This window comes from Pseudomonas sp. MPDS (assembly GCF_013283895.1).
Classification (GTDB): domain Bacteria; phylum Pseudomonadota; class Gammaproteobacteria; order Pseudomonadales; family Pseudomonadaceae; genus Aquipseudomonas; species Aquipseudomonas rhizophila.
Genome location: NZ_CP054128.1, coordinates 3,635,163 through 3,659,871 on the forward strand (window position 1 = coordinate 3,635,163; position 24,709 = coordinate 3,659,871).

Below are 24,709 nucleotides of genomic sequence, written 5' to 3' on the forward strand. Positions count from 1 at the left end.
GACGCCTGTTTCGCGAGCAAGCTTTGCTCCCACATAGCGGGAGCAAGCTCCCTCGCCACACAAAGCCCTCAAGCTCCGGGATGCCGGGTGCTGCCGTCATACCCGCACCTCTTCCCCATCAGGCTTGGCAAAGCGGCGCCCCAGGCGGTCGAAATACAGGTAAATCACCGGCGTGGTGAACAACGTCAGCACCTGGCTCACCAACAACCCACCCACCATCACCAGCCCCAAAGGCTGGCGCAGTTCGGCGCCGGAGCCAGTGGCGAGCATCAGTGGCACCGCACCGAACAGGGCCGCCAGTGTGGTCATCAGGATCGGCCTGAAACGCAGCAACGCGGCCTGGTAGATGGCCGTCTGCGGATCCATGCCCTGGTTGCGTTCGGCGTCGAGGGCGAAGTCGATCATCATGATCGCGTTTTTCTTGACGATGCCGATCAGCAGGATGATGCCGATGATCGCGATCATGCCCAGGTCATTGCCGCTGATGATCAGCGCCAGCAAGGCGCCGATGGCCGCCGAGGGCAATGTGGAGAGAATCGTGATCGGGTGGATGTAGCTCTCGTACAGAACACCGAGCACGATGTACATGGTCACCACCGCCGCCAGGATCAGCAGCAAGGTACTCGACAGCGAGGCCTGGAACGCCTGGGCCGCGCCCTGGAATTCGGTCTGCACCCCGACCGGCATGCCAATGTCCTGCTGGACCTTCTCGATCACGTCCACCGCGTGCCCCAGGGCTACGTCGGGCGCCAGGTTGAACGACATCATCACCGCCGGGAACTGGCCGATGTGAGCAATGGCCAACTGGGCCTGACGCTCCTCGACGCGAGCCAGACTCGACAGCCGCACCTGGCCACCATCGGTGGTCTTGACGTGAATCTGATCCAGCGCCTGCGGCCCGAGGCGCTCCCCGGCCTGGGCCTGCAACACCACCCGATACTGGCTGGCCTGGGTGTAGATGGTGGAAATCTGCCGCTGGCCGAAAGCGTCATACAGTGCATCGGTGATGTCCGACACCGATACGCCCAGGCGAGACGCGGCGTCGCGGTCGATCACCAGGTAGACCTGCAGACCTTTGTCCTGCAAGTCGCTGGCGACGTCGGTCAACTCCGGCTGCCGGGCCAAGGCTTCGACAAGGCGATCGCTCCAGAGGCTGAGCAACTCGGCATCCGGCGAAGACAGGCTGAACTGGTACTGGGTGCGGCTGACCCGGTCTTCGATGGTCAGGTCCTGCACCGGTTGCATGAACAGACGGATGCCCACCAGCCGATCCAGTTGTGGCTGCAAGCGGGCAATGATTTCGGTGGCGCTGTCATCCCGTTCGCTGTGGGGCTTGAGATTGATCAGCAAGCGACCACTGTTGAGCGTGGCGTTGTCACCGTCCACGCCGATGTAGGAAGACAGGCTCTGCACCGCTGGATCGGCCAGGATCACCTTGGCCAGCTGCTGTTGGCGCTCGCTCATGGCGGCGAAGGAAATCGACTGTGGCGCCTGGGAAATACCCTGGATCACTCCGGTGTCCTGCACCGGGAAAAACCCCTTGGGCACGGCCAGGTACAACACCACCGTCAGCACCAGGCTGCCCACGGCAACCAGCAGGGTCAGCGGCTGATGCTTGAGCACCCACTGCAACTTGCGACCGTAGGCGGCGATCATCCAGTCGATCCAGGCGCCGCTGGCACGGTAGAAACGCCCCTGCTCTTGCTCCTTGGGCTCGCGCTTGAGCAACCGGGCACACATCATCGGCGTCAGGGTCAGCGACACCACCAGGGAGATCAGGATCGCCACCGCCAGGGTGATGGCGAACTCGCGAAACAAGCGTCCGACCACGTCGGCCATGAACAGCAACGGGATCAGCACCGCGATCAGCGAAAGCGTCAGGGAAATCAGGGTGAAGCCAATCTGCTTCGCGCCCTTGAGCGCGGCCTGCATGGGGCTTTCGCCCTCCTCGATGTAGCGGGCAATGTTTTCCAGCATGACGATGGCATCGTCCACCACAAAACCGGTGGCAATGGTCAGGGCCATCAGCGTCAGGTTGTTGATGGAAAAACCCGCCAGGTACATCACGCCGAACGTGCCGATCAGCGACAACGGTACAGCCACCGACGGAATGATCGTGGCACTGACCCGACGCAGGAACAGGAACGTCACCATGACCACCAAGGCGATGGCAATCAGCAGCTCATGCTGTACGTCGGTGACCGAAGCGCGAATGGTCTGGGTGCGGTCAGTCAGCACCGTAACGTCCAGGCCGGCCGGCAGGTTGTCGGTAATGCTCGGCAGCAAGGCCTTGATCCGGTCTACCACCTCGATGACGTTGGCCCCCGGCTGGCGCTGGATGTTCAACAACACGGCCTGATTTTCGTTGGCCCAGGCGGCAAGGCGTTCATTCTCGGCGCCATCGACGATCTGCGCGACATCCTTGAGGCGCAACGGAGCGCCGTTGGCATAGGCGAGGATCAGCTCGGCGTAGTCCTTGGGTGAGGTCAACTGATCGTTGGCATCGAGCATCGAGACCCGGGTCGGTCCGTCGAAGTTGCCCTTGGGCTGGTTGACGTTGGAGGCGCCGACCAGGGTACGCACATCCGCCAGGTTCAGACCTGCGGCTGCCAGGGCCTCGGGGTTGACCTTGATCCTCACGGCCTGGCGCTGGCCGCCGGCGATCGAAACCATGCCGACCCCGCTGATCTGGGCGATTTTCTGCGCCATGCGGGTGTCAACCAAGTCATTGAGCTTGGGCAGCAACATGGTCTTGGAGGTGATCGCCAGGGTCAGCACCGGGGTGTCGGCCGGGTTGACCTTGTTGTACACCGGCGGGGCTGGCAGATCGTTGGGCAGCAGGTTGGTGGCCGCGTTGATCGCCGCCTGCACCTGTTGCTCGGCGACATCCATGTTGATGTCGAGGCTGAAACGCAGGGTAATCACCGACGCGCCGCCGGAGCTGGTGGACGCCATTTGCGTCAGGCCCGGCATCTGCCCGAACTGCCGTTCCAGAGGGGCGGTCACGGCGCTGGTCATCACGTCGGGACTGGCGCCCGGGTACAGGGTCATCACGCGGATGGTCGGGTAATCGACCTGGGGCAATGCCGACACCGGCAGCAACCGATAGGCGATCAGACCGGCCAGCACGATGGCCAGCATGCTCAGGGTGGTGGCGACCGGGCGAAGGATGAACAGACGCGAGAGGTTCATGCGCCGCCCTTTTTCGCCTTGTCGGCCACGGCCGGTTCAGCCGGGGCCGCCGCCGTTTTGCCCTGCAGGTGTTCGGTCGGCGTGGTGGGCACGTCCTGGCTGTCGTTGACCACATCCACCTCACTGCCTTCCTTCAGGCGATCGGTGCCTTCTAGCACTACTCGATCACCTGCGGCCAGGCCTTCGGTGACTACGGTGTGTTCGCCGTCGCTGGCGCCGATCTTCAGCTTTCTGATGGTGACTTTTTTATCGCCATCCAGGGCGTAGACGAAGGTGCCGTTGGTGCCGAACTGAATCGCAGCGGTCGGCGCCAGGACTACATTTTTGAGGGTGTCGGCCAACAGGTGCACATTGACGAACTGGTTGGGGAACAGCGACTGGTCGCGGTTATCGTAGCGAGCCTTGAACTTCAGGGTGCCGGTGGTGATATCGATCTGGTTGTCCAGGCTTTGCAGTACACCGCTGGCCTGCAGCTTCAGGTCACTACGGTCCCAGGCTTCCACTGGCAGCTTCGCCCCGCTGCGATAGCGGGCAAGCACGGTATCCAGGTTGGTTTCCGGCAGCGTAAACACGACGCTGATGGGTTGCGTCTGAGTGATGACCGCCAGCGCGGTAGTGTCGTTGGCGGCCACCAGATTGCCAACGTCCAGTTGCCGCAAACCGACCCGGCCGGAGATCGGCGCCCGGATCCTGGTGAACTCCAGATTGAGCTTGGCGTCGTTGACTGCCGCCTGGTTGGTCTTGACCGTGCCCTGGTACTGGCCCACCAAGGCGGCGGCGGTATCGAGGGTCTGTTTGGCGATGCTGTCCTCGGCATACAGGCCACGATAACGCTCGAGGTCTACCTGGGCATTTTTCAGTTGGGCCTGATTCTGCAGCAGCGTGCCTTCGGCCTGGAGCAAGGCGTTCTGGTATGGCCGCGGATCGATTTCAGCCAGCAGGTCTCCAGCCTTGACCATTTGCCCTTCTTCAAAGGCGATCTTGACCAGCTCGCCACCCACCCGGCTGCGCACGTTGATGGTATTGAGGGCCGTGACGGTGCCCAACGCCTTGTAGTAAAGCGGAAAATCACCGGTGACTGCCGGCGCTACCCGAACCGGTACCGGCCCTGTCGCCCCCCCAAACCCTGGCCGCATCCCGCCCGACCGCCCCGCCTGTTCAGCAGGCGCTTTTTGCCCTGCTCCGGGCTTTTGGTCCGTGCCGGCGGGCCAGAACTTCCAGGCCAGCGCCGCGACGATCAATACGACGACCAGGCCAAACAGCCAGCGACGGGATTTGTGGGAAACAGAGGATTGCATGGAATGATCAACCATTGGGCGCGTGGGCTTCTTTTACGGGAGGCTGAACGATAAGCACTGGCGGGTATTTAGCAAAGCGCCTTTACCGGCAATTTACCTTGGGCTTACCTATCGCGTAGTTGGCTAAGGTCTTGAAGCACAAATGAAAACGGCCTGGACAAGGCCAGGCCGTTAACAATTGTAATAAATACTTTATTTCAGTACAGCTAGAGCAGCGTCGTAGTTGGGCTCTTCAGCGATTTCCTTGACCAGCTCGCTGTGCAGCACGTTGTCGTTTTCGTCGAGCACCACCACCGCACGGGCGGTCAAGCCTTTGAGCGGGCCATCAGCAATCGCCACGCCATAATTCTCGATGAACTCACTGCCGCGCAGGGTGGACAGGTTCTGGACATTTTCCAGGCCTTCGGCACCGCAGAAACGCGCCTGGGCGAACGGCAGGTCAGCCGAGATGCACAGCACCACGGTGTTGCTCAGTTCGTTGGCCTGGGCGTTGAACTTGCGCACGGAGGTGGCGCAGGTCGGGGTATCGACGCTTGGGAAAATGTTCAGCACTTTGCGCTTGCCGGCGAAATCCTTCAGGGAAACGTCGGACAGATTGCCGGCTACCAGGGAAAAGGCTGGCGCCTTGGAACCGGCTTGTGGCAATTGGCCGTTGACTTGAACCGGGTTGCCTTTGAGGGTGACTTGAGCCATGAACGGATTCCTTCTGACAGGTTTGAAAATGGTGAGGCCGGAGTTAACCATGAAATGGTTCTGCGACCTATGGTTGGACATAAAAAGTCATGGCTTGGCGGTGTAGGAGCTATCGAGTGCAACGAGTCTGCGATCTTTGCCCTGCTAATTGAGTCTAGAGCGAAAGATCGCAGGCTTCGCCAGCGCCTACAGCGACGCCTGTGGGCTATTTAGCCTTGAGCTTCAGGAACGACTGATGCAAGTCCGCCGCCCAACCATCGATCACACCTTTGACATCATCGGGCTTCATCACCTGGGCTTCGTTGGACAACGGCTTACCCGTGCCCTTGCGCACCACCTGGGCGACCACTGCATTGTTGCCGCCGTCGAGAAATACCGCTTCAGTGCCCAAGGTGGTTTCCTGGTCGCGAATACCGCTGGCGGTACTGACCGCGGCCGCCACCAGCGCGATCGGAATCACTTCATAAGGCTTCAGGCCCTCGGTCTTGCTGCTGACGGCGGTGATGGCCGCGCGCATCACCAGTACTCCGGGCCCAGGGCCGGTCGCCAGGGGCAGGGATTTGCCCGCTTCCCGCTTTAGCGCCTGATCGTAGTAACCGGTAATGCCGGACAAGGTGGCCTGGGGGATCTTCACGGTCGGCTGCGGCTTGGGGTAAAGCTGTGTCGGCTCGACGTAAAGGCTGGTGTATTTGCTCAGGTCTGCCGTGGGATCAACCCAGCGCATCACTTCGGCCCCCGACGGCGACTTCTCCTCCTTGAGCCGGCTGTAATCACCCAGAAAGCCGGAGTACTCATCCGGTTGGGTGATCTTGCTGGAGCAACCCGCCAGGGCAAGCGAGGCCATGCACACGGTGCCAATCATTGACGCAAACTTCATGCTGTCACTCCTGTAAGCCACACGAAACGGGGCCGGGAATTACAGGTATAGCCAATGGGCGCGGTTTTGCCTGCTCCGACAGGAACAAGTCACTGGGCAAGCCCTTTGCTCGCCACCGCCTTCAGCCGCGCTCGCGGGGTATCAGGCTCTGCAATTGCTGCGCGAGGAAGTCCGCGTCGAAGGTAAAAGTATCCGGATCCTTCAACCCGTTGGTTCGACGCCATTGCCACTGCAACGAAGGCGGCAGGCAAACCAGCGAGATGCTGCCGTAACGCGTTGCAGTCAGCCCCATGATCGCCAGGGAAATCTGCCCGCCGGCCCCCATTACATCGGGTATGAATTCCACCGGCTTGCCAGTGATGGACAGTGTCAGCTTTTCTGTCTTGAAGCCGGAGGTTTCTGCCGGAACACTCGGCCCGTGGGCCACATACGCCTCACGGGTCAGCGTCAGAAGCCCGGGGGCCAGGACCGGCGCCAGCCATTGCTCGATCTGCCCGTACAACGCCTCGATCTGTGCGGCCCACACCGCCGCTTGCGCCTCGTGCTGTTGCTTCTTGTGCGCTTCGCTGTCTGCGTAGTGACGAAGCATCTCACCCAATTGCTTTACATCGTCCATGCGCTGTTCCTCGATTCAAGGGGTGCTGCCAAGCTGGATGATGACAGGTTCAAGACGCAGGCGTACGCAAAACCCGCCTGGCCCGTCACGCGCGGCATACATAGTCGTGCGTCAGCACCTTTGCCGCAGATAAGGAATACCTCCGGGAAATCCGATGAGTGGAGAGGTTTTTCTCTGGTTTTTTCGCCTCACCTGTCAGGAATGACAGTAGTCAAAGCCGCGGGCGGGAGGTTTGATGAAGCGAACCGCCAAGACGATAACTCCGACGACGCTTGGCAAGAGGAGGACGCGCCATGACCAGCCTGAGCCCGGACAATGAAATCGAAGTCATCAACCGTGTCATCATCATCGGGATGGTGACGGTTGAACACCCAGCAAACCCGCACGGCGGTATCCCGCTTCGTTTGCTCGCCAATGGATTGCTGCCATTGCTGGTGGAACCCTGGACCCAACAGGCCGAATATGACGACGCCCGCATCTTGCTGAGCAATTCCGACATCCCCGTGCTGAACAAGACCATTATGCCGGGTGAAGTGAATCAGCCATTCACGCTGAACCTGCCGGAAGCCCTGTTGAGCAACGGCATCAACCAGATACGCCTGAGCGTACTGCGTGTAGGTCAGACGATTCCCGAAACATCACAGTCATTGGACGTGCTCTTCCACCGGCCACGGCCGGGGGGCGAAGTCTCAACCCCAGGCGACAATCCCAACCTGACCCTCACCCTGCCCTCCGAGGTCATCACCAAGGGGGTGGATGCGGCAATGGCCAGCCAAGGGGTGATCCTTACCATCCGCTATCCCTACATGAGGGAAAAAGACGTTATCACAGTGGACCGTGACAGCCAGGAAATGACGCGCACCGTAAGCGCTACCGAGGCCGCTGCCGGCAGCGTGGACATCATTCTGCGGACCGCCGACTTCTGGCAAGACAATCCCCGGTTCGCTTTGCGGTTCAGAGTAACTGACCTGCTGGGCAACTCCAGCGGCCCGCAGGCGATATGGTCAAGGGCCACCTACATCGATGTGCACATTCGCCAACCGGCACTCGACCTCACCAAACCCAGGGTCCTGGAGGCCAGGGAGCTCAATGGCGAGCGCCTGAATTTCGAGAGGGATTTCTATGACGCGCAATTCGCCAACGTCGAAGTGAACTACATCGGTTCGGCTCCGGGGCAGGACGTAAAAGTGTATTGGGTTGGGCGTAACTCCACCTGGGGCAGTGAGATCCAGACGGTATCGGTTGCTGGTCAAACGTTGAGATTCCAGGTGCCCAGAAACGAAGTGGTGGATTGCATCGGCACCGGTGCGGAGGTCTATTACACCGTCAGAGCGCCTGGCACCACTACGGATATTCCATCGAGAGACCTGGACATTACGGTCACGCCACAAAAATACACGCTACGGGAACCGACGCTGGACGGCAGCAAAACCAATCTCCGGGCCTATCATCCAGCCCTGCTCACCGCGCATACCGCACGAATGGCGCTGTTTGGCGTGACGGCCCGCTACGGTGAGGAAATTCGGATAACAGCCGGTACCAGCCAAACCGACCTGTCCGTGCCCCCTGCCTGGATAGCGGAAAACCGCGGGAAGCCCATCATGGTCAACTGGACACTCCGGGAAACCGGCACCGGCACGCCGATCATCTTTTCATGGTTTCTGAGATTGATCGCCTGACTCGGTTTTTCAGCTAACCAACGGTTTTGACGCTGCTTTTCCATTGCAGGAGGACGTACCGTGCGTAAATTAATGGGGTTGCTGTTAATCACGTTGATGGTCGGGTGCGCACAAGTCACGACAGCACCGCCTGCCCCCATCACAATCAACGGAGTCCAGGTACTCGATGGGCCTGAGACCGCCAGTTTCCTTACCACGCTTTACCATCGCAAATTTCCCAACTGCAACAATTCCGACTCGCAACCCTCGTTCCTCTGCTCGGGTGTCACCCTCAGGGTGACGGTAAAAGACCCCGAAGAACAATACAAAGTCTGGGACCCCAGCCCAACCTCAATAACCAGTGGCGGAGTGTCTTTCTCTTATCTACGGGCAGACGCCAATTTCGGGCGGCTGGCGTGGGGCCACGGCAACGGCCTTATCCTCTACCCCATCTTCGGCGCACCGCCTGACAAGATTGACCTGGACTATCTGTGCTCATACCCGATGGATGCCTGGACCTGGCACCGTACCAGCCCTTGTGGCCACCACGTGGACTATCCCGCGTTAAGCCAACTCTGCCATCTGGCCGGCGTGACCACTGCGCAACAATGGCTGGGCATATGGACTATGCCGGGGGGTAATGAACACCTGCGCCAATGCGGATTCGATGTCAACGATGACCGCAATCAACTGGCCGGACCGGCGTTCTACGCCTCGGTGCTGGGCAAGGTTCTGATAGGGGCGAGAGGATTCGCTGAGCATAACGAGATCATCATCAAGACCTGGACACCAGGACGGCCAAACACTTTCCCCATCATGGCGTTCTTCTTTGTTGCAGGAGGCACCAACGAGGGGTTGCCCGACGCTCGCTACAACCAACGCGACTTTTATAACTCCACCAATCCGAAAATTGTCGTGCCGATCATTCGTCTGACACCTGCCAACAGTGCCACCGAAAGCGCCACGTTCACCTACGTCGCGTCCGATCAGGCGGTGACTCAGTGATTCGTTCGTGCTGGGACCTACTCAGCGCAACCGCGCCATCGCCAGGGTGTCCACCCATCGCCCGTCACGCACGGCGTAGTCGCGCAGCAGGCCTTCGGTTTCGAAGCAACATCTGAGGGGCGACCCCGGGTCGTTGTAGAGCGCGGTGACCCCACCGATATGAGCTTCATTGAAGCGAGTGAGGCTGATCGAATGCTCGGACATGCGGCTCCTCCCTGGAGACCTGAAAAGGCCGTTCACTATAAGCCAGCGAACATTCAGGTATCCAGGGCCAAGCCTGTGGGAGCAAAGCTTGCTCGCGATTGCGGTGATCCGATTGCATCAATACTGACTGTGCCGCCGTCTTCGCGAGCAAGCTTTGCTCCCACATGGGGTTGGGCTTGAGTGCTCTCTTCGCTACTGATGCTGCACCTGAACCATTGAGTTCACCTGCACCCGCGCGTGCATCTGCTCTGCCCCGCCACCGCGGCGCATGCCGCGTACCGGACAGGCGTCGAGGTAGTCCAGGCCGACCGCCAGTTTCAAATGCCGATCCGGACAGGTCAGGCGATTGGTCACGTCGAAGCTGTACCAGCCGTCCTCCAGCCAGGCTTCAGCCCAGGCGTGGCTCGCCAGATGACTTTCATCTTCGGTGCACAGGTAACCGGAGACATAGCGCGCCGGAACCCCCAGGCTACGCGCGCAGGCCAGAAATGCGTGGGTATGATCCTGACAAACCCCCACGCCCCCGGCGAAGGCTTCGGCGGCGGTACTGCTGACCTCGGTCGTGCCCGGGCTGTAGGGCATGCGTGCAGCCAGGCCGTTCATCAAATCGGTCAGTGCCGAGCGATCACGTCGGGCTGCGCATTGCTCCACAGCAAAGGCCGCGAGAGCATCATCGGCCTGGGTGAGGCGGCTGGGGCGCAGAAATGGCAGCGGTGACTGGCTGTCCGGCTCCATCTGCACCGCCTGATGGATTTCCACCTCGCCATAAGCCGTGAGCACCAGAGCGCCATGGGGCTCGTCCATGGTCATCACATGCAGGATATTGCCGTAGGGATCGAGCTGGCTGCGCACCAGACGTGGCAATTCCAGATGCCATTGCAGGATGCGTTGACGCTGAGTGTCTTTGGGGGTCAAGCGCAGGAACTGGATGCTGGTGCACACTTCATCGGCATAGCTATAGGTCGTGTCGTGGCGTATGGAAAGTTTCATACCACCTCCAGATAAGACTCGTGAACGGTCTGGCCCAGGTGGCGAATCTGGCCAATGAGGTCGGTCAGCCATTGATGCAGGCCCGATGCCAGGATCTCGTCGATGCCGGAGTAACGCAGCCGCGCGTTCAGTTCAGCGGCCAGGCGTTGGGCCGGGCGGCCATTGTTGCCCGGCAGGCTGGAGAGGATCTGGTCCAGCTCCTCGATACAGGCATGCAACGAGCGCGGAACGTCGGCGCGCAGCAGCAACATTTCCGAGACCTGCTCGGCGTTGGGCGCATTGCGGTAGATCTCGTTGAACGCTTCAAACGAAGACAACGCCCGCAGCAAGGCGCTCCACTGGTAATAACCGCGTGCCGAGTTGTCGCTGACCTCTTCCGACTCCTCACCAAACATTTCGTAGCGGGCGTCCAGCAGACGCAGGGTGTTGTCCGCCCGCTCGATAAAGGTTCCCAGACGAATGAATCTATAGGCATCGTTGCGCATGATGGTGCCCGACGTCGCGCCACGGAACAGGTGCGAGCGCTCCTTGACCCATTCACAGAAGTGGCTGATGCCGTAGCGGCCCAGACCATTGCTGGCAATGTTGCGCATCTCCAGCCAGGTGGCGTTGATGTTCTCCCACATATCGGCGGTGATGCGTCCACGCACCGCATGGGCATTGGTCCGCGCCGCCCGCAGACAGCTATAGATGCTTCCGGGGTTGGTTTCGTCCAGTGCGAAAAAATGCAACATGCGTTCGGTGTTCAGCGCGTCATAACGGGCGTTGTAATCGTCCAGCGTGCCGGCCGCCAGCAACGACATCGCCAGCTCGGCATGCCCGTCGCTGCGCCCGGCCTGGGGCATGAGCGACAGCGAGTAACTGACTTCGAGCATGCGCGCCAGGTTCTCGGCGCGCTCCAGGTAGCGGGACATCCAGTAGAGGTCCGAAGCGGTTCTTGAAAGCATGTCTTAGTCCTCCACTACCCAAGTGTCTTTGGTGCCGCCACCCTGGGACGAATTGACCACCAGCGAGCCGTCGCGAAGTGCCACGCGGGTCAGTCCGCCGGGCACCAGACGAGTTTCCTTGCCCGACAACACGAACGGACGCAGATCGATGTGGCGCGGGGCGATACCGCTCTCGACGAAGGTCGGGCAGGTGGAAAGGCTCAACGTCGGTTGGGCGATGTAGGCTTCGGGGCGGGCCTTGAGGCGTGCGCGGAAGTCTTCGATCTGCGCCGCTGTGGCTGCCGGCCCTACCAGCATGCCGTAACCGCCGGAGCCCTGGGTTTCCTTGACCACCAGGTCAGGCAGGTTGGCCAGCACGTGGGACAGATCCTGGGGCTTGCGGCACTGCCAGGTCGGCACGTTCTTCAGAATCGGCTCTTCGGTGAGGTAAAAGCGGATCATCTCGTCGACGTAAGGGTAGATCGATTTGTCATCGGCCACGCCCGTGCCCACCGCATTCGCCAGCACCACGTTGCCTGACCGGTAAACGGCGATCAGTCCGGGGACGCCCAACATGGAGTCGGGGTTGAACGACAGCGGATCGAGGTAATCATCGTCAAGGCGGCGATAGATCACATCCACCTGCTGGGGGCCTGCGGTGGTGCGCATGTAGACATGGTCGTCGCGCACGAACAGATCGGCGCCCTCCACCAGTTCCACCCCCATTTCACGAGCCAGGAACGCATGTTCGAAATAGGCACTGTTGAAACGACCGGGGGTCAGCACCACGGCGGTCGGGTTGTCCAGGGGGCTTGAACTCTTGAGGGTGTCGAGCAACAGATTCGGGTAGTGATCAATGGGCGCCACGCGCTGGGCGGCGAAGAGCTCGGGGAACAGGCGCATCATCATCTTGCGGTCTTCGAGCATGTAGCTCACGCCGCTGGGCGTACGCAGGTTGTCCTCCAGCACGTAATAACTGCCATCACCGTCGCGAACCAGGTCAACACCCGCGATGTGGGCATAAATGCCTCGGTGCAAGTCCAGGCCTTGCATCGCGATTTGATAACCCTCATTGGCGAGCACCTGCTCGGCCGGAATGATTTTTTCCTTGAGGATCCGCTGCCCATGGTAGATGTCGGCCAGAAACATGTTCAGGGCCTGGACCCGCTGAATGCAGCCACGCTCGACCATCTTCCATTCGCTGGCCTTGATGCTGCGAGGAATAATGTCGAACGGAATCAATCGTTCGGTACCCTGCTCGTCACCGTAAAGGGTGAAGGTGATACCGGCTCGATGAAACAGCAGATCGGCTTCGCGACGCCGCTGTTCCAGCAGCTCCAGCGGCGTGTCCGCCAGCCAGCGCGAGAAGGCTTGATAGTGCGGGCGGCAGTCACCCTTTGCATCATACATTTCATTAAAAAAAGCTTGGGGCATAGCCAACTCCCAGCCGCGTTCTACACGGCATTTTTTATCACTTCGTCATTCCAATGGTCCGGCCTTGCTTTGTTTTAATGAGCCCTGTTTTTCTGAGTACCTCGATTGCACCGGTCTCTGATCTGGCCTTTGCGTCTGGATGACGTGCGCCCCCTGATTAAATCTGCGCCGTGAATGCTCCTCTGATAACCCCGCGCTGTAGTGGCCTACTTTCTTGAGCTCTAGCAAAGGCTGTGCCTAAGCCCGGTGCACCAGGACATTGCTGGAGAAACCGTCGTAGATGTACGCCCCCGCGATATTTAGTTTCATTTTTGCGACATACGCTCCTTTATACGCTGAAACGTTTATTTCAGCTTTTTCCTACATGCGCCCGAACGAGTCGAATCGGTGCAATAAGTCAGGTAACAGGTCGGTAATGCCCCGAAAGAGGGAAATTTATACTCACCGCCCTTCAGAGCGCTCAAAAGCGACTCTCCTTTTTAAGCAAGAGACTTATCCCGCACTCAGGATTAAAGCACTCATCAGGCAGAGCGCTCAGCGATCACAGCCCCCCCCACGCCCCTCACTATCCGGCTCGGCCATTTGTCGCCTCCCTGCGAACAAACTCAAAGCAGACACTTGCGCCAGTAGTATTATGGTATACCATCATACGCACAGACCAATTCCACCCTCCTACGGAGCAGCTCATGAGTTTCGAAATTCGCAAGATCGTCAGCTATGTCGAAGAAACCTTTATCGAAGGCGGCAAGGCCACCGACAAGCCGGTGACCATGGTCGGGTTGGCGGTGGTGATGAAAAACCCTTGGCTGGGCCGTGGCTTCGTTGAAGACCTGAAACCGGAAATCCGCGCCAACTGCTCCGACCTCGGTGCGCTGATGGTCGAGCGTCTGGTGGGCATCATCGGTGGCGCGGAAAAAATCGAAGCCTATGGCAAGGCCGCGGTGGTGGGTGCCGACGGTGAAATCGAGCACGCCTCCGCCGTGATCCACACCCTGCGCTTTGGCAACCATTACCGTGAAGCGGTGAAAGCCAAGAGCTACCTGAGCTTCACCAATAAACGTGGCGGCCCCGGCACCTCGATCCAGATCCCGATGATGCACAAGGACGACGAAGGTCTGCGCTCGCACTACATCACCCTGGAAATGCAGATCGAGGATGCACCACGCGCCGACGAAATTGTTGTGGTGCTGGGTTGCGCCGATGGCGGTCGCCTGCACCCGCGCATCGGCAATCGCTACATCGATCTGGAAGAACTGGCCGCCGAGAAGGCGCAGTGATCCAGCCTGGGCAACCACTATAAAAAAGGCATGCAGGAGCGCTCCATGATTCGGCTCACCGCTGAACTCACCCCGGCCGGCACCAGTTATCTGGCGACCGGCCAAGGCCAGCCCGTGGTCTTGATCCACGGCGTGGGCCTGAACAAAGAAATGTGGGGCGGCCAGATCGTTGGCCTGGTCACAAAATACCGCGTGATTGCCTATGACATGCTTGGTCACGGGGCCAGTCCGCGTCCCGAAAGCGGCACCGGCCTGCTGGGTTACGCCGACCAGTTAGTGGAGCTGCTCGACCACCTGCAAGTGCCCCAGTCGACAGTGATCGGTTTCTCCATGGGCGGCCTGGTGGCCCGTGCGTTTGCCTTGCATTATCCGCAACGCCTGCAAGGCCTGGTGGTCCTTAACAGCGTATTCAACCGCAGCGCCGAGCAGCGTGCCGGGGTCATCGCCCGCACCGCCCAGGCCGCCGAACATGGCCCGGACGCTAACGCCGAGGCCGCGCTGTCACGCTGGTTCAGCCGCGAGTATCAGGCCGCCAACCCGGCGCAGATTGCCGCCCTGCGCCAGACCCTGGCAGGAAATGATCCTCAGGGTTACCTGACCACCTATGAACTGTTTGCCACCCAGGATATGTACCGCGCCGACGACCTGGGCAGCATCACGGTGCCAACGTTGATTGCCACCGGCGAACTGGACCCGGGCTCGACGCCGGAAATGGCCCGTGAACTGGCCGAGCGAATTCCCGGTGCAACGGTTGCCGTGCTTGACGAGCAGCGGCATATGATGCCGGTAGAATCGCCGCGCCTGGTCAACCAGTTGCTGCTGGAATTTCTCGACAGCGCAAATACCCGACAAAATCCAATAAAGGGGATCGTTGCATGACACTCGCACGCTTTTCGATGTGCATCGGCGGTGAATGGGTCGATGCCCTGTCCGGCAAGACTTTCGAAAGCCTGAACCCGGCCCTGGCCAAGCCCTGGGCCGAGTTGCCCGATGCCGACGAAGCCGATGTCGAGCGCGCCGTGCAGGCTGCACAGACGGCGTTCGAAAGTCCTGCCTGGCGTGGCTTGACCGCCACCGCTCGCGGCAAACTGCTGCGGCGTCTGGGCGACCTGATCGCTGAAAACAAAGAACAACTGGCCCAACTGGAAAGCCGCGACAACGGCAAGCTGATCCGTGAAACCCGCGGGCAGGTCGGTTACCTGCCGGAGTTTTTCCATTACACCGCGGGTCTGGCCGACAAACTTGAGGGCGGCACCCTGCCCCTCGACAAACCGGACCTGTTTGCCTACACCGTGCACGAAGCGATGGGCGTCGTTGCAGCGATCATTCCCTGGAACAGTCCGCTGTACCTGACCGCGATCAAGCTAGCCCCGGCGCTGGCGGCCGGCAACACCATCGTGATCAAACCCTCCGAGCACGCTTCGGCCACCATCCTGGAGCTGGCTCGCCTGGCCTTGGAAGCCGGAATACCGCCGGGAGTGGTCAATGTCGTCACCGGCTACGGCCCGAGCACCGGCGCCGCCCTCACCCGTCATCCGCTGGTGCGCAAGATCGCCTTCACCGGTGGCGCCGCCACGGCCCGGCATGTGGTGCGCAGCAGTGCTGAAAACTTCGCCAAGCTGTCGCTGGAGCTGGGCGGAAAATCACCCAATATCATCTTCGCCGACGCCGACCTGGACAGCGCCATCAATGGCGCGATAGCCGGGATCTACGCCGCATCGGGACAGAGTTGCGTCTCTGGTTCGCGACTGCTGGTGCAGGATGAAATCTACGATGAGTTCGTCTCGCGCCTGGTAGAGCGGGCCCAGCGCATCCGCATCGGCAACCCTCAGGAAGATGCCAGTGAGATGGGCCCGATGGCCACCGCGCAGCAACTGGCAGTGGTCGAAGGTCTGGTGGCCGACGCTATCGCTGAGGGCGCTCGTCTTCGCTTGGGCGGCAAGCGCCCAGCGAACCTGGGCGAAGGCTGGTTCTACGAGCCGACCCTGTTCGAATGCGACCGCAACTCCATGAAGATCATGCAGGAAGAAGTGTTCGGCCCGGTGGCGTCGGTCATTCGTTTCAAGGATGAAGCCGAGGCATTGGCGATTGCCAACGACTCGCAGTTCGGCCTCGCCGCCGGTATCTGGACCCGCGACCTGGGCCGCGCCCATCGCCTGGCCCGGGACGTGCGTTCGGGGATCATTTGGGTCAACACTTACCGCGCGGTCTCGGCCATGGCGCCCATTGGCGGCTTCAAGAACAGCGGCTACGGACGCGAGAGCGGCATCGATTCGGTGCTCGCTTATACCGAACTCAAAACGGTGTGGATCAATCTCTCTCAGGCGCCCATGCCTGACCCGTTCGTGATGCGCTAGGAGTCCTGAGAAATGATCGAGCCCGGCATTTACAAAGAAGTCATGAGTTCGTTCCCATCCGGCGTCACGGTGGTGACCACCCTGGACCCAGACGGCAATATCGTCGGCATCACCGCCAGCGCCTTCAGCGCGCTGTCGATCGACCCGGCGCTGGTGCTGTTTTGCCCCAACTACGCCTCCGACACCTACCCGATCCTGCGTGACAGCAAACAGTTCGCGATCCACCTGCTGTCCGCCGACCAGACCGCCGAAGCCTATGCCTTCGCCGGAAAAGGCAAGGACAAGGCCAAGGGTATCGACTGGCACCTGAGCGAGCGCGGTAACCCGCTGCTGAGCAAAGCCACAGCGATCATCGAGTGTGAACTGTGGCGCGAATACGATGGTGGTGACCACGCGATCATCGTCGGCGCGGTGAAAAACCTGATCCTGCCCGAGCAGCCGGTGACGCCGATGATCTACCACAAAGGCAAGCTCGGCCCACTGCCGGTGCTGGCCTGAGTCTTCCGGGCGCAGATCCAATGTGGGAGCGCCCCATTTTCTCAGGAGCCGGCATGAGCCAAGCAGACGTGCAACTGCACAACCAACCTCTATCGACGATGTTGAGAGCCACCACGATGAGCAACGACAAATATGAACAAGGCCTGAAGATCCGCACCCAAGTGCTGGGCGAGGACTACGTCAACCGCTCCATCGAGAACGCCGACGATTTCACTCGCCCCTTGCAGGAAATGGTCACCGAATACTGCTGGGGCCATGTCTGGGGCCGTGAGGGTTTATCGCTCAAGGAACGCAGCATGATTAATCTGGCCATGATCTCGGCGCTCAATCGTCCGCACGAACTCAAGCTGCATGTGCGTGGCGCCTTGCGTAACGGCCTGAGTCGTGAGCAAATACGCGAAATTCTGCTTCAGGTCGGCATCTATTGCGGCGTCCCTGCTGCCGTAGACAGTTTCCGGCTCGCCCGTGAAGCCTTCGCCGAAGCCGATGCCGAGGCCTCCAGTTAACCCTCGGCTGTTTGATCTGAGCGGGCAAGCCTCTTGCCCCTTCTGCATGGACAGCCACATTACAGAGCGGACCCGATGAAACGCCTGCCACTCGACGACAGCTTCAAGGTCAATCGCAACCCCGTTACCCTGCGCGAAATCGTGCTGGATAAACTGCGAAGCGCCATCATGAATTTCCAGCTTCTGCCGGGAGATCGTCTGGTCGAACGCGATCTGTGCGATCGCCTGGGCGTGAGCCGCACGTCGGTGCGCGAAGCCTTGCGTCACCTCGAATCCGAAGGGCTGGTGGAATTCGCCGATGCCAAGGGCCCACGAGTCGCGATCATCACGTTGGCCGATGCCGGCGACATCTATGAACTGCGCTGTGTACTCGAGGGTTTGATCGTTCAGCTGTTCACCCTGCGGGCCAAGGCCAAGGACATCAAAGCGCTGGAAAAAGCCCTGGAGGAGAACCGCAAGGCCCTCAAGGACGGCGAACTGCAACAGGTCATCGATTCAGTACAGGGCTTCTACGATGTGCTGCTGGAAGGCTCCGGCAACCATGTTGCCGCCACTCAGTTGCGCCAGTTGCAGGCCCGGATCAGCTATCTGCGGGCGACCTCGGTGTCCCAGCAGAACCGTCGCGGTAGCAGCAACCAGGAAATGGAACGCATGGTCGAGGCAATCAAGAGTGGCGATCCGCTGGCCGCCCACCAGGCTTGTGTCGACCATGTGCGCGCCGCCGCCAAGGTCGCCCTGGAGTACCTCAAGCGCCAGCAGGAAGAAACCGGCGACATCCCTGAAATCACGGCGCCCATCGCCCTCAAAGAACCTCGCATAGGTCGCTGATCATGTTCAGCCCCAGCTTTTGTCCAAGGTGCGGCGGCAGCGACTTGAGTCACCGCCTGCCAGCGGGCGATACCCACGAACGCCTGATGTGCGGTGGCTGTGGCTATATCCATTATGTGAATCCGAAGATCATTGCCGGCTGCATCATCGAGCAGGACGGCAAGTACCTGCTGTGCCAGCGCGCAATTCCTCCGCGCCCCGGCACCTGGACGCTGCCGGCGGGCTTCATGGAGGGCGGTGAGACCACCGAGCAGGCGGCACTGCGCGAAGTCTGGGAAGAGACCGGCGTTCGCGCGGACATTCTCTCGCCCTACTCGATCTTCAGCGTGCCGAAAATCAGCGAGGTGTACATCATCTTTCGCGCCATCGCGCTGGAGATCACTGGCCAGTTCGGCCCGGAAACCCTCGCTTGCCAGTTCTTCGCCCCTGAAGATATTCCGTGGGACAGTATTTACTACCCGGCCATCCGCCAGATCCTCGAACGCTACATCGAGGAACGCCAGGCCGGGGTCTACGGCATCTACATTGGCAACGACGACAGCGGCAAGATTCATTTCATCCGCTGACAGGCCTCAGGGCGCAATACCCTCGACGATGATCACCTCAGCCTTGGCTACGTCCAGGCGATAGCGCTTGGCCGCCTGATACTGCTGCGAGTGATAACAGGCCAGCGCCTGCTCGTAAGAATCGAACTCGATCACCACGCTGCGTTGCGGCGTGGCCCTGCCTTCCATCGCCTCGCTACGCCCGCCCCGGGCCAGCATCCGTCCGCCATACAGAGCAAACGCCGCTGGCGCCCGCTGGGTGTATTGGCTGTATTGATCGGGGTCGGTGACATCTACATGAGCAATCCAGTATGCCTTCATGGTGACCTCTCGGTTTATTTTGTATTATGGTATACCACAGGTATTTTAACCTGACACCGAGAATTCCAGCATGGCCTTCAACAGCATCGAAGAAATCATCGAAGACTACCGACAAGGCAAGATGGTGCTCCTGGTTGACGACGAGGATCGGGAGAACGAAGGCGACCTGTTGCTGGCCGCCGACCGCTGCAGCGCCGAAGCCATCAGCTTCATGGCTCGCGAAGCGCGCGGATTGATCTGCCTGACCTTGACCGACGAACACTGTCAGCGCTTGGGCCTGGAGCAAATGGTGCCCAGCAATGGCAGTGTCTTCAGCACCGCCTTCACCATATCCATCGAGGCGGCCGTTGGCGTGACCACCGGCATATCCGCTGCCGACCGCGCGCGCACCGTTGCCGCGGCGGTCGCTGTCGGCGCCGGTCCCGCAGACCTGGTGCAGCCGGGCCATATCTTTCCGTTGCGCGCCAAGGAAGGTGGCGTGCTGACCCGCGCCGGTCACACCGAAGCCGGTTGCGACCTGGCGCGCCTGGCAGGCTTCACACCGGCGTCGGTGATCGTCGAAGTGATGAACGACGACGGCACCATGGCCCGCCGTCCTGACCTTGAGATTTTTGCCCACAGGCACGGGATCAAGATCGGCACCATCGCCGACCTGATCCACTACCGCTTGAGCACCGAGCACACCGTGGTGCGCATCGGTGAACGCGAATTGCCCACGGTGCACGGTACCTTTCGCTTATTCACCTTCGAAGACCGCATCGAAGGCGGTGTGCACATGGCGATGGTGATGGGCGATATTCGCCGGGAAGAACCGACCTTGGTGCGAGTGCACGTGATCGACCCGCTGCGGGACCTGGTGGGTGCCGAATACAACGGGCCTTCCAATTGGACGCTGTGGGCGGCCCTGCAACGGGTCGCCGAAGAAGGCTGCGGCGTGGTGGTCGTACTGGCCAATCACGAATCGTCCCAGGCGTTGCTCGAGCGCGTCCCGCAGCTGACTCAGCCGCCACGCCAGTTCAGCCGGTCGCAATCGCGCATCTATTCTGAAGTAGGCACCGGTGCGCAGATTCTCCAGGACCTGGGCGTCGGCAAGTTGCGGCACCTGGGGCCGCCGCTCAAATACGCGGGGTTGACGGGGTATGACCTGGAGGTGGTGGAGAGTATTCCCTTTACCGGATAAGCATGAGGCATCACCGTCCTCTGTGGGAGCGAGCCTGCTCGCGATAGCGGTAGACCTATCGGTCTCAAATGTTGACTGACACACCGCTATCGCGAGCAGGCTCGCTCCCACAGAGAGTGCAAAAAATCCCGGCCAGACAGATAGCCGGTACGGCAAAATGCTTGCAGAAAGTTTGGAATACCATAATATGATATTCCATAGACCGACCACTCCAGCCAAGTGCGCCCAGCGGGCAAGCACACAAAACCAGCCCTTGGCCCGGTCGCCTGCAAGGCCAGATGGACCTGAAGCTCCCGATAAGCGGGTAAACACAAGCCCGCTCAATAAACACAACAATGAGGGCGTGAAAATGGTGTTGAAGAAAAGTGCAGCCGCAATTTTTTTTGCAGGTCTGCTGAGCGTTACCAGCCAGGCATCGATGGCGGCCGAAAGCATCAACTTCGTCAGTTGGGGCGGCAGCACCCAGGACGCCCAGAAGCAGGCTTGGGCCGCCCCGTTCAGCAAGGCCAGCGGCATCACCGTGGTCCAGGATGGTCCGACCGACTACGGCAAACTCAAGGCCATGGTCGAAAGCGGTAACGTGCAGTGGGACGTGGTAGATGTCGAAGCTGACTTCGCCTTGCGCGCCGCCGCTGAGGGTTTGCTCGAACCCCTGGACTTCTCGGTCATCGAACGCGACAAGATCGATCCACGCTTCGTGTCCAATCACGGCGTCGGCTCGTTCTACTTCTCGTTCGTCCTCGGCTACAACGAAGACAAGCTCGGTTCCGGTAAACCTGAGGACTGGTCCGCGCTGTTCGACACCAAGACCTACCCTGGCAAACGCGCCCTGTACAAGTGGCCAAGCCCTGGCGTGCTTGAACTGGCTCTGCTGGCCGACGGCGTTGCAGCGGACAAGCTTTACCCGCTGGACCTGGACCGCGCCTTCAAAAAACTCGACACCATCAAAAAAGACATCGTCTGGTGGGGCGGCGGTGCCCAGTCCCAGCAACTGCTTGCCTCCGGCGAAGCCAGCATCGGGCAGTTCTGGAACGGCCGGATCTATGCGCTGCAGCAGGACGACGCCCCCGTCGGCGTAAGCTGGAAACAAAACCTGGTCATGGCCGACATCCTGGTCATTCCAAAAGGCTCGAAAAACAAGGCCGCAGCCATGAAGTTCCTGGCCAACGCCAGCAGCGCCAAGGGCCAGGCGGACTTTTCCAACCTGACCGCTTACGCGCCGGTCAACGTCGACAGCATCGCACGCCTGGATTCGGTGCTCGCTCCCAACTTGCCGACCGCCCACGCCAAGGATCAGATCACACTTGATTACGCGTACTGGGCCAAGAACGGTCAGGACATCGCGACACGGTGGAACGAATGGCTGGTGAAATGAAAATTTCGGCAACGGCAACTCCTCGCACCGGGAGCGCCCCTGGCGCTGCCGGCGCGGCAACCGCCAAGGCAGCGATGGTCGCGCAAACGCCGTCGCTGGCACAGCGCTGGCGCGGGGCCGGCAATCTGCTCCCCGCCCTGCTGTTCCTGGGCCTGTTCTTCCTGGCGCCGTTGATTGGGTTGCTGCTGCGTGGCGTGCTGGAACCGGTGCCCGGGCTGGGCAACTACGAGCAATTGTTCGCCAATTCGGCCTATGCAAGGGTGTTGTTCAACACCTTTTCGGTAGCCGGGCTGGTGACGCTGTTCAGCCTGTTGCTGGGCTTCCCCCTGGCCTGGGCCATCACCCTGGTGCCTCGAGGCTGGGGCCGCTGGATGCTGAACATTGTCTTGCTGTCGATGTGGACCAGCCTGCTGGCCCGTACTTATTCCTGGCTGGTGCTGCTGCAAGCCTCCGGGGTGATCAACAAGACGCTGATGGCGCTGGGCATCATCGACCAACCGCTGGAGATGGTGCACAACCTCACCGGCGTGGTCATCGGCATGAGCTACATCATGATCCCATTCATTGTCCTGCCGTTACAGGCGACCATGCAGGCCATCGACCCGATGATCCTGCAAGCCGGCTCCATCTGCGGCGCTAGCCCGTGGACCAACTTCTTCCGGGTGTTCCTGCCGCTGTGCCGGCCGGGTCTGTTCTCCGGCGGGTTGATGGTGTTCGTGATGTCGCTCGGTTACTACGTGACCCCGGCGTTGCTGGGCGGTGCGCAGAACATGATGCTGCCCGAATTCATCATCCAGCAGGTGCAGTCGTTCCTCAACTGGGGCCTGGCCAGTGCCGGCGCTGCCTTGTTGGTGGTGATCACCCTGGTGTTGTTCTACTTCTACCTGAAGCTCCAGCCGGAATCCCCGGTGGGTGCCAGCAACGCGAGGTAAGCCGTCATGCTCCTGACCCCCAATGCCATGAGCCGGCGCATGCGGTTCGGTCTGTACTTCACCACTGGCCTGATTGCGCTGTTCCTGCTGTTGCCGATCGTGTTCATCGTGCTGCTGTCGTTCGGTTCGTCCCAGTGGCTGGTCTTCCCGCCACCGGGCTGGACATTGAAATGGTACGGCCAGTTTTTCTCCAATCCCGACTGGATGAGCTCGGCATTGACCAGCCTCAAGGTCGCGGTACTGACCACCGTCTGCGCTGTCGCCCTGGGCCTGCCGACCGCATTTGCCCTTGTACGTGGACGCTTCCCCGGCCGGGAAATGCTCTACGGCCTGTTCACCCTGCCGATGATCGTGCCACTGGTGATCATCGCAGTGGCGGTGTACGCGCTGTTTCTCAAACTCGGCTACACCGGCACGATGTTCGCGTTCGTGGTCAGCCACGTCATCGTCGCGCTGCCGTTCACCATCATTTCGATCATCAATTCGTTGAAGCTGTTCGACCAGTCCATTGAGGACGCTGCGGTGATCTGCGGCGCCTCACGCCTGCAAGCGGTGTTCAAGGTGACCTTCCCGGCGATCCGCCCAGGCATGGTCGCCGGTGCCCTGTTCGCGTTCCTGGTGTCGTGGGACGAGGTGGTGCTGAGCGTCATGATGGCCAGCCCGACCTTGCAAACCCTGCCAGTAAAGATGTGGACCACCCTGCGCCAGGACCTGACGCCTGTGATCGCCGTCGCTTCGACGCTGCTGATCGGCCTCTCGGTTTTGGTGATGGTGATCGCCGCCGCCCTGCGCCGGCGCAATGAAATCAGCGCCTGAGCGCCTAGGAGAACACGATGAGTGCCGTCAAAGACCCCGCACAACAGAACAACAAGACTCTGGTCAGCCTGCGCAACCTGAACAAGCACTACGGCGACTTTGCTGCCGTGGACGACATCTCCCTGGACATCCAGGACGGTGAATTCCTGACTTTTCTGGGCTCCAGCGGCTCGGGCAAAAGTACCACGCTGTCGATGCTGGCCGGGTTCGAGACCCCCAGCAGTGGCGAGATCCTGGTGGACGGCAAATCCCTGGTAAACGTTCCACCCCACAAACGCGACATCGGCATGGTGTTCCAACGGTATTCGCTGTTCCCGCATTTGTCGGTGCGTGACAACATTGCCTTCCCGCTGGCGATCCGCAAACTGGCCGCTGCTGAACGTGATCGTCGCGTCGACGCCATGCTCAAGCTGGTGCAGCTTGAGCAATTTGCCCACCGCCGCCCTTCGCAACTGTCCGGCGGCCAGCAGCAGCGCGTGGCGATTGCCCGGGCGCTGGTCTACGAACCACGCATTTTGTTGATGGACGAGCCTCTCGGCGCCTTGGACAAAAAGCTTCGCGAAGACCTGCAGGATGAACTGCGTCAGTTGCATCGTCGCCTGGGCATCACCATCGTCTACGTCACGCACGACCAGGAAGAAGCCATGCGCCTGTCCCAACGCATTGCCATCTTCAGCCACGGCAAGATCGTCGGCCTGGGCAGCGGCTACGACCTCTATCAGAACCCGCCGAATGCCTTTGTCGCCTCGTTTCTAGGCAATTCCAACTTTCTCAAGCTCAAGGCCCAGGGCAACGCGGTGGCGACGTTTGAAGACCAGTCCTTGTCTATTCGCCTGACCGCCGGTCTGCAAAGCGATCAGGCTGTATTGCTGATGGTGCGCCCGGAAAAAGCCTTGGCCCTGAGCGTCGAACAAGCCGCCCAGGAGCCCTTGGCGGCCGGCTGGAATGAGGTCTCGGCCAAGGTCGTCGAGGTGCTGTTTCTCGGTGAGAGCCAGACCTGCAGCGTGGTGACTTCGGGCGGCACTGCCATGACGGTCAAAGCGCTTTCCGCCGCCGGCATGCCCCTCAAGACCGGCGACCCGGTGCGCGTGCGCTGGGCCACGACCGATGCGTGCGTCTACACCCAATGGGCCGAAAGCGACCTCAACAAGGCCGCCGGGGCTCATTGAGGAACCGCGTCA

General features: G+C 60.6%; 23 protein-coding genes and 1 pseudogene. 14 read left to right on the forward strand and 10 right to left on the reverse strand.

The window, feature by feature from the left end; genetic code table 11:
• Window positions 1-96: 96 nt before the first annotated feature.
• The 5 genes from HQ912_RS15970 to HQ912_RS15990 form a co-directional block, all read right to left on the reverse strand.
• Complete coding sequence (locus tag HQ912_RS15970; protein WP_173407016.1) at window positions 97-3,192, reverse strand: MdtB/MuxB family multidrug efflux RND transporter permease subunit; 3,096 nt, start codon at window positions 3,190-3,192, stop codon at window positions 97-99.
• Window positions 3,189-4,505 (reverse strand): MdtA/MuxA family multidrug efflux RND transporter periplasmic adaptor subunit, encoded by a 1,317-nt coding sequence (locus HQ912_RS15975; RefSeq protein WP_047226604.1) that lies wholly within the window; start codon window positions 4,503-4,505, stop codon window positions 3,189-3,191. Before HQ912_RS15975 ends, HQ912_RS15970 begins: the two co-directional genes overlap by 4 nt.
• Window positions 4,506-4,682: 177 nt before the next feature.
• On the reverse strand, window positions 4,683-5,183 hold the full coding sequence (gene tpx, locus HQ912_RS15980) for a thiol peroxidase (RefSeq protein ID WP_047226605.1): 501 nt from the start codon (window positions 5,181-5,183) through the stop codon (window positions 4,683-4,685).
• 205 nt (window positions 5,184-5,388) lie between these two features.
• Window positions 5,389-6,060: a DUF3313 domain-containing protein gene (locus tag HQ912_RS15985; protein ID WP_047226606.1), complete on the reverse strand. Its 672-nt coding sequence runs from the start codon at window positions 6,058-6,060 to the stop codon at window positions 5,389-5,391.
• 121 nt (window positions 6,061-6,181) lie between these two features.
• Complete coding sequence (locus tag HQ912_RS15990; protein WP_047226607.1) at window positions 6,182-6,676, reverse strand: hypothetical protein; 495 nt, start codon at window positions 6,674-6,676, stop codon at window positions 6,182-6,184.
• 293 nt (window positions 6,677-6,969) lie between these two features.
• On the opposite strand from HQ912_RS15990, the gene HQ912_RS15995 reads away from it, so the two are divergent.
• Together HQ912_RS15995 and HQ912_RS16000 are read left to right on the forward strand one after the other, a co-directional pair.
• Complete coding sequence (locus tag HQ912_RS15995) at window positions 6,970-8,355, forward strand: hypothetical protein (RefSeq protein ID WP_047226608.1); 1,386 nt, start codon at window positions 6,970-6,972, stop codon at window positions 8,353-8,355.
• Window positions 8,356-8,415: 60 nt separating this feature from the next.
• On the forward strand, window positions 8,416-9,339 hold the full coding sequence (locus tag HQ912_RS16000; protein ID WP_052915293.1) for a hypothetical protein: 924 nt from the start codon (window positions 8,416-8,418) through the stop codon (window positions 9,337-9,339).
• Window positions 9,340-9,360: 21 nt separating this feature from the next.
• Here the strand turns inward: HQ912_RS16000 and HQ912_RS27845 are convergent.
• The 4 genes and pseudogenes from HQ912_RS27845 to HQ912_RS16020 all read right to left on the reverse strand — a co-directional run.
• Window positions 9,361-9,444, reverse strand: a pseudogene (locus HQ912_RS27845) (GNAT family N-acetyltransferase); the annotation flags it as partial.
• 291 nt (window positions 9,445-9,735) lie between these two features.
• On the reverse strand, window positions 9,736-10,533 hold the full coding sequence (locus HQ912_RS16010) for a transglutaminase domain-containing protein (protein ID WP_047226610.1): 798 nt from the start codon (window positions 10,531-10,533) through the stop codon (window positions 9,736-9,738).
• Window positions 10,530-11,480: an alpha-E domain-containing protein gene (locus HQ912_RS16015; protein WP_047226611.1), complete on the reverse strand. Its 951-nt coding sequence runs from the start codon at window positions 11,478-11,480 to the stop codon at window positions 10,530-10,532. The genes HQ912_RS16010 and HQ912_RS16015 overlap by 4 nt, the downstream gene beginning before the upstream one ends.
• Before the next feature lie 3 nt (window positions 11,481-11,483).
• Complete coding sequence (locus HQ912_RS16020; protein WP_076385079.1) at window positions 11,484-12,893, reverse strand: circularly permuted type 2 ATP-grasp protein; 1,410 nt, start codon at window positions 12,891-12,893, stop codon at window positions 11,484-11,486.
• 686 nt (window positions 12,894-13,579) lie between these two features.
• On the opposite strand from HQ912_RS16020, the gene HQ912_RS16025 reads away from it, so the two are divergent.
• From HQ912_RS16025 to HQ912_RS16055, 7 genes are all read left to right on the forward strand, one after another.
• A complete protein-coding gene (locus HQ912_RS16025) occupies window positions 13,580-14,170 on the forward strand; it encodes an amino acid synthesis family protein (RefSeq protein ID WP_047226613.1) in 591 nt (196 codons plus the stop codon).
• Between the two features lie 45 nt (window positions 14,171-14,215).
• Window positions 14,216-15,049 carry an alpha/beta fold hydrolase gene (locus HQ912_RS16030; protein WP_173407017.1) on the forward strand — a complete coding sequence of 278 codons (834 nt, stop codon included), beginning with the start codon at window positions 14,216-14,218 and terminating at the stop codon, window positions 15,047-15,049.
• A complete protein-coding gene (locus HQ912_RS16035; RefSeq protein WP_107322613.1) occupies window positions 15,046-16,527 on the forward strand; it encodes an aldehyde dehydrogenase in 1,482 nt (493 codons plus the stop codon). Before HQ912_RS16030 ends, HQ912_RS16035 begins: the two co-directional genes overlap by 4 nt.
• Window positions 16,528-16,539: 12 nt before the next feature.
• Window positions 16,540-17,025, forward strand: a complete 486-nt coding sequence (locus tag HQ912_RS16040; RefSeq protein WP_047226616.1) for a flavin reductase family protein — start codon at window positions 16,540-16,542, stop codon at window positions 17,023-17,025.
• A 116-nt stretch (window positions 17,026-17,141) separates the two neighbouring features.
• A complete protein-coding gene (locus tag HQ912_RS16045) occupies window positions 17,142-17,531 on the forward strand; it encodes a carboxymuconolactone decarboxylase family protein (protein WP_047226643.1) in 390 nt (129 codons plus the stop codon).
• 75 nt (window positions 17,532-17,606) lie between these two features.
• Complete coding sequence (locus HQ912_RS16050; protein WP_047226617.1) at window positions 17,607-18,359, forward strand: GntR family transcriptional regulator; 753 nt, start codon at window positions 17,607-17,609, stop codon at window positions 18,357-18,359.
• Between the two features lie 2 nt (window positions 18,360-18,361).
• Window positions 18,362-18,925, forward strand: coding sequence for an NUDIX hydrolase (locus HQ912_RS16055; protein ID WP_047226618.1), 564 nt, complete (start codon window positions 18,362-18,364; stop codon window positions 18,923-18,925).
• Window positions 18,926-18,931: 6 nt separating this feature from the next.
• Here HQ912_RS16055 and HQ912_RS16060 read toward each other — a convergent pair whose 3' ends face one another.
• On the reverse strand, window positions 18,932-19,225 hold the full coding sequence (locus tag HQ912_RS16060; RefSeq protein WP_107322614.1) for a DUF1330 domain-containing protein: 294 nt from the start codon (window positions 19,223-19,225) through the stop codon (window positions 18,932-18,934).
• A 70-nt stretch (window positions 19,226-19,295) separates the two neighbouring features.
• Here HQ912_RS16060 and ribBA point away from each other — a divergent pair, with 70 nt between their 5' ends.
• From ribBA to HQ912_RS16085, 5 genes are all read left to right on the forward strand, one after another.
• Window positions 19,296-20,405 (forward strand): bifunctional 3,4-dihydroxy-2-butanone-4-phosphate synthase/GTP cyclohydrolase II, encoded by a 1,110-nt coding sequence (gene ribBA / locus HQ912_RS16065; RefSeq protein WP_047226620.1) that lies wholly within the window; start codon window positions 19,296-19,298, stop codon window positions 20,403-20,405.
• Window positions 20,406-20,754: 349 nt separating this feature from the next.
• On the forward strand, window positions 20,755-21,780 hold the full coding sequence (locus HQ912_RS16070) for an ABC transporter substrate-binding protein (RefSeq protein WP_173407018.1): 1,026 nt from the start codon (window positions 20,755-20,757) through the stop codon (window positions 21,778-21,780).
• Complete coding sequence (locus tag HQ912_RS16075) at window positions 21,777-22,712, forward strand: ABC transporter permease (RefSeq protein ID WP_047226622.1); 936 nt, start codon at window positions 21,777-21,779, stop codon at window positions 22,710-22,712. The genes HQ912_RS16070 and HQ912_RS16075 overlap by 4 nt, the downstream gene beginning before the upstream one ends.
• Window positions 22,713-22,718: 6 nt before the next feature.
• Window positions 22,719-23,528, forward strand: coding sequence for an ABC transporter permease (locus HQ912_RS16080; RefSeq protein WP_047226623.1), 810 nt, complete (start codon window positions 22,719-22,721; stop codon window positions 23,526-23,528).
• Window positions 23,529-23,545: 17 nt separating this feature from the next.
• A complete protein-coding gene (locus HQ912_RS16085; protein WP_047226624.1) occupies window positions 23,546-24,697 on the forward strand; it encodes an ABC transporter ATP-binding protein in 1,152 nt (383 codons plus the stop codon).
• Window positions 24,698-24,709: the final 12 nt, after the last annotated feature.

What these genes read in the sequence shown, in the direction of transcription:
- HQ912_RS15990 (WP_047226607.1), bottom strand. Translation starts at nt 6,676, where the DNA reads ATGGACGATGTAAAGCAATTGGGTGAGATGCTTCGTCACTACGCAGAC.
- HQ912_RS15995 (WP_047226608.1), top strand. Translation starts at nt 6,970, where the DNA reads ATGACCAGCCTGAGCCCGGACAATGAAATCGAAGTCATCAACCGTGTC.
- HQ912_RS16080 (WP_047226623.1), top strand. Translation starts at nt 22,719, where the DNA reads ATGCTCCTGACCCCCAATGCCATGAGCCGGCGCATGCGGTTCGGTCTG.
- HQ912_RS15970 (WP_173407016.1), bottom strand. Translation starts at nt 3,192, where the DNA reads ATGAACCTCTCGCGTCTGTTCATCCTTCGCCCGGTCGCCACCACCCTG.
- HQ912_RS15975 (WP_047226604.1), bottom strand. Translation starts at nt 4,505, where the DNA reads ATGGTTGATCATTCCATGCAATCCTCTGTTTCCCACAAATCCCGTCGC.
- HQ912_RS16060 (WP_107322614.1), bottom strand. Translation starts at nt 19,225, where the DNA reads ATGAAGGCATACTGGATTGCTCATGTAGATGTCACCGACCCCGATCAA.
- HQ912_RS16070 (WP_173407018.1), top strand. Translation starts at nt 20,755, where the DNA reads ATGGTGTTGAAGAAAAGTGCAGCCGCAATTTTTTTTGCAGGTCTGCTG.
- tpx (WP_047226605.1), bottom strand. Translation starts at nt 5,183, where the DNA reads ATGGCTCAAGTCACCCTCAAAGGCAACCCGGTTCAAGTCAACGGCCAA.
- HQ912_RS16085 (WP_047226624.1), top strand. Translation starts at nt 23,546, where the DNA reads ATGAGTGCCGTCAAAGACCCCGCACAACAGAACAACAAGACTCTGGTC.
- HQ912_RS16055 (WP_047226618.1), top strand. Translation starts at nt 18,362, where the DNA reads ATGTTCAGCCCCAGCTTTTGTCCAAGGTGCGGCGGCAGCGACTTGAGT.
- ribBA (WP_047226620.1), top strand. Translation starts at nt 19,296, where the DNA reads ATGGCCTTCAACAGCATCGAAGAAATCATCGAAGACTACCGACAAGGC.
- HQ912_RS16020 (WP_076385079.1), bottom strand. Translation starts at nt 12,893, where the DNA reads ATGCCCCAAGCTTTTTTTAATGAAATGTATGATGCAAAGGGTGACTGC.
- HQ912_RS16015 (WP_047226611.1), bottom strand. Translation starts at nt 11,480, where the DNA reads ATGCTTTCAAGAACCGCTTCGGACCTCTACTGGATGTCCCGCTACCTG.
- HQ912_RS16025 (WP_047226613.1), top strand. Translation starts at nt 13,580, where the DNA reads ATGAGTTTCGAAATTCGCAAGATCGTCAGCTATGTCGAAGAAACCTTT.
- HQ912_RS16050 (WP_047226617.1), top strand. Translation starts at nt 17,607, where the DNA reads ATGAAACGCCTGCCACTCGACGACAGCTTCAAGGTCAATCGCAACCCC.
- HQ912_RS16040 (WP_047226616.1), top strand. Translation starts at nt 16,540, where the DNA reads ATGATCGAGCCCGGCATTTACAAAGAAGTCATGAGTTCGTTCCCATCC.
- HQ912_RS16045 (WP_047226643.1), top strand. Translation starts at nt 17,142, where the DNA reads ATGAGCAACGACAAATATGAACAAGGCCTGAAGATCCGCACCCAAGTG.
- HQ912_RS16035 (WP_107322613.1), top strand. Translation starts at nt 15,046, where the DNA reads ATGACACTCGCACGCTTTTCGATGTGCATCGGCGGTGAATGGGTCGAT.
- HQ912_RS16030 (WP_173407017.1), top strand. Translation starts at nt 14,216, where the DNA reads ATGATTCGGCTCACCGCTGAACTCACCCCGGCCGGCACCAGTTATCTG.
- HQ912_RS15985 (WP_047226606.1), bottom strand. Translation starts at nt 6,060, where the DNA reads ATGAAGTTTGCGTCAATGATTGGCACCGTGTGCATGGCCTCGCTTGCC.
- HQ912_RS16075 (WP_047226622.1), top strand. Translation starts at nt 21,777, where the DNA reads ATGAAAATTTCGGCAACGGCAACTCCTCGCACCGGGAGCGCCCCTGGC.
- HQ912_RS16010 (WP_047226610.1), bottom strand. Translation starts at nt 10,533, where the DNA reads ATGAAACTTTCCATACGCCACGACACGACCTATAGCTATGCCGATGAA.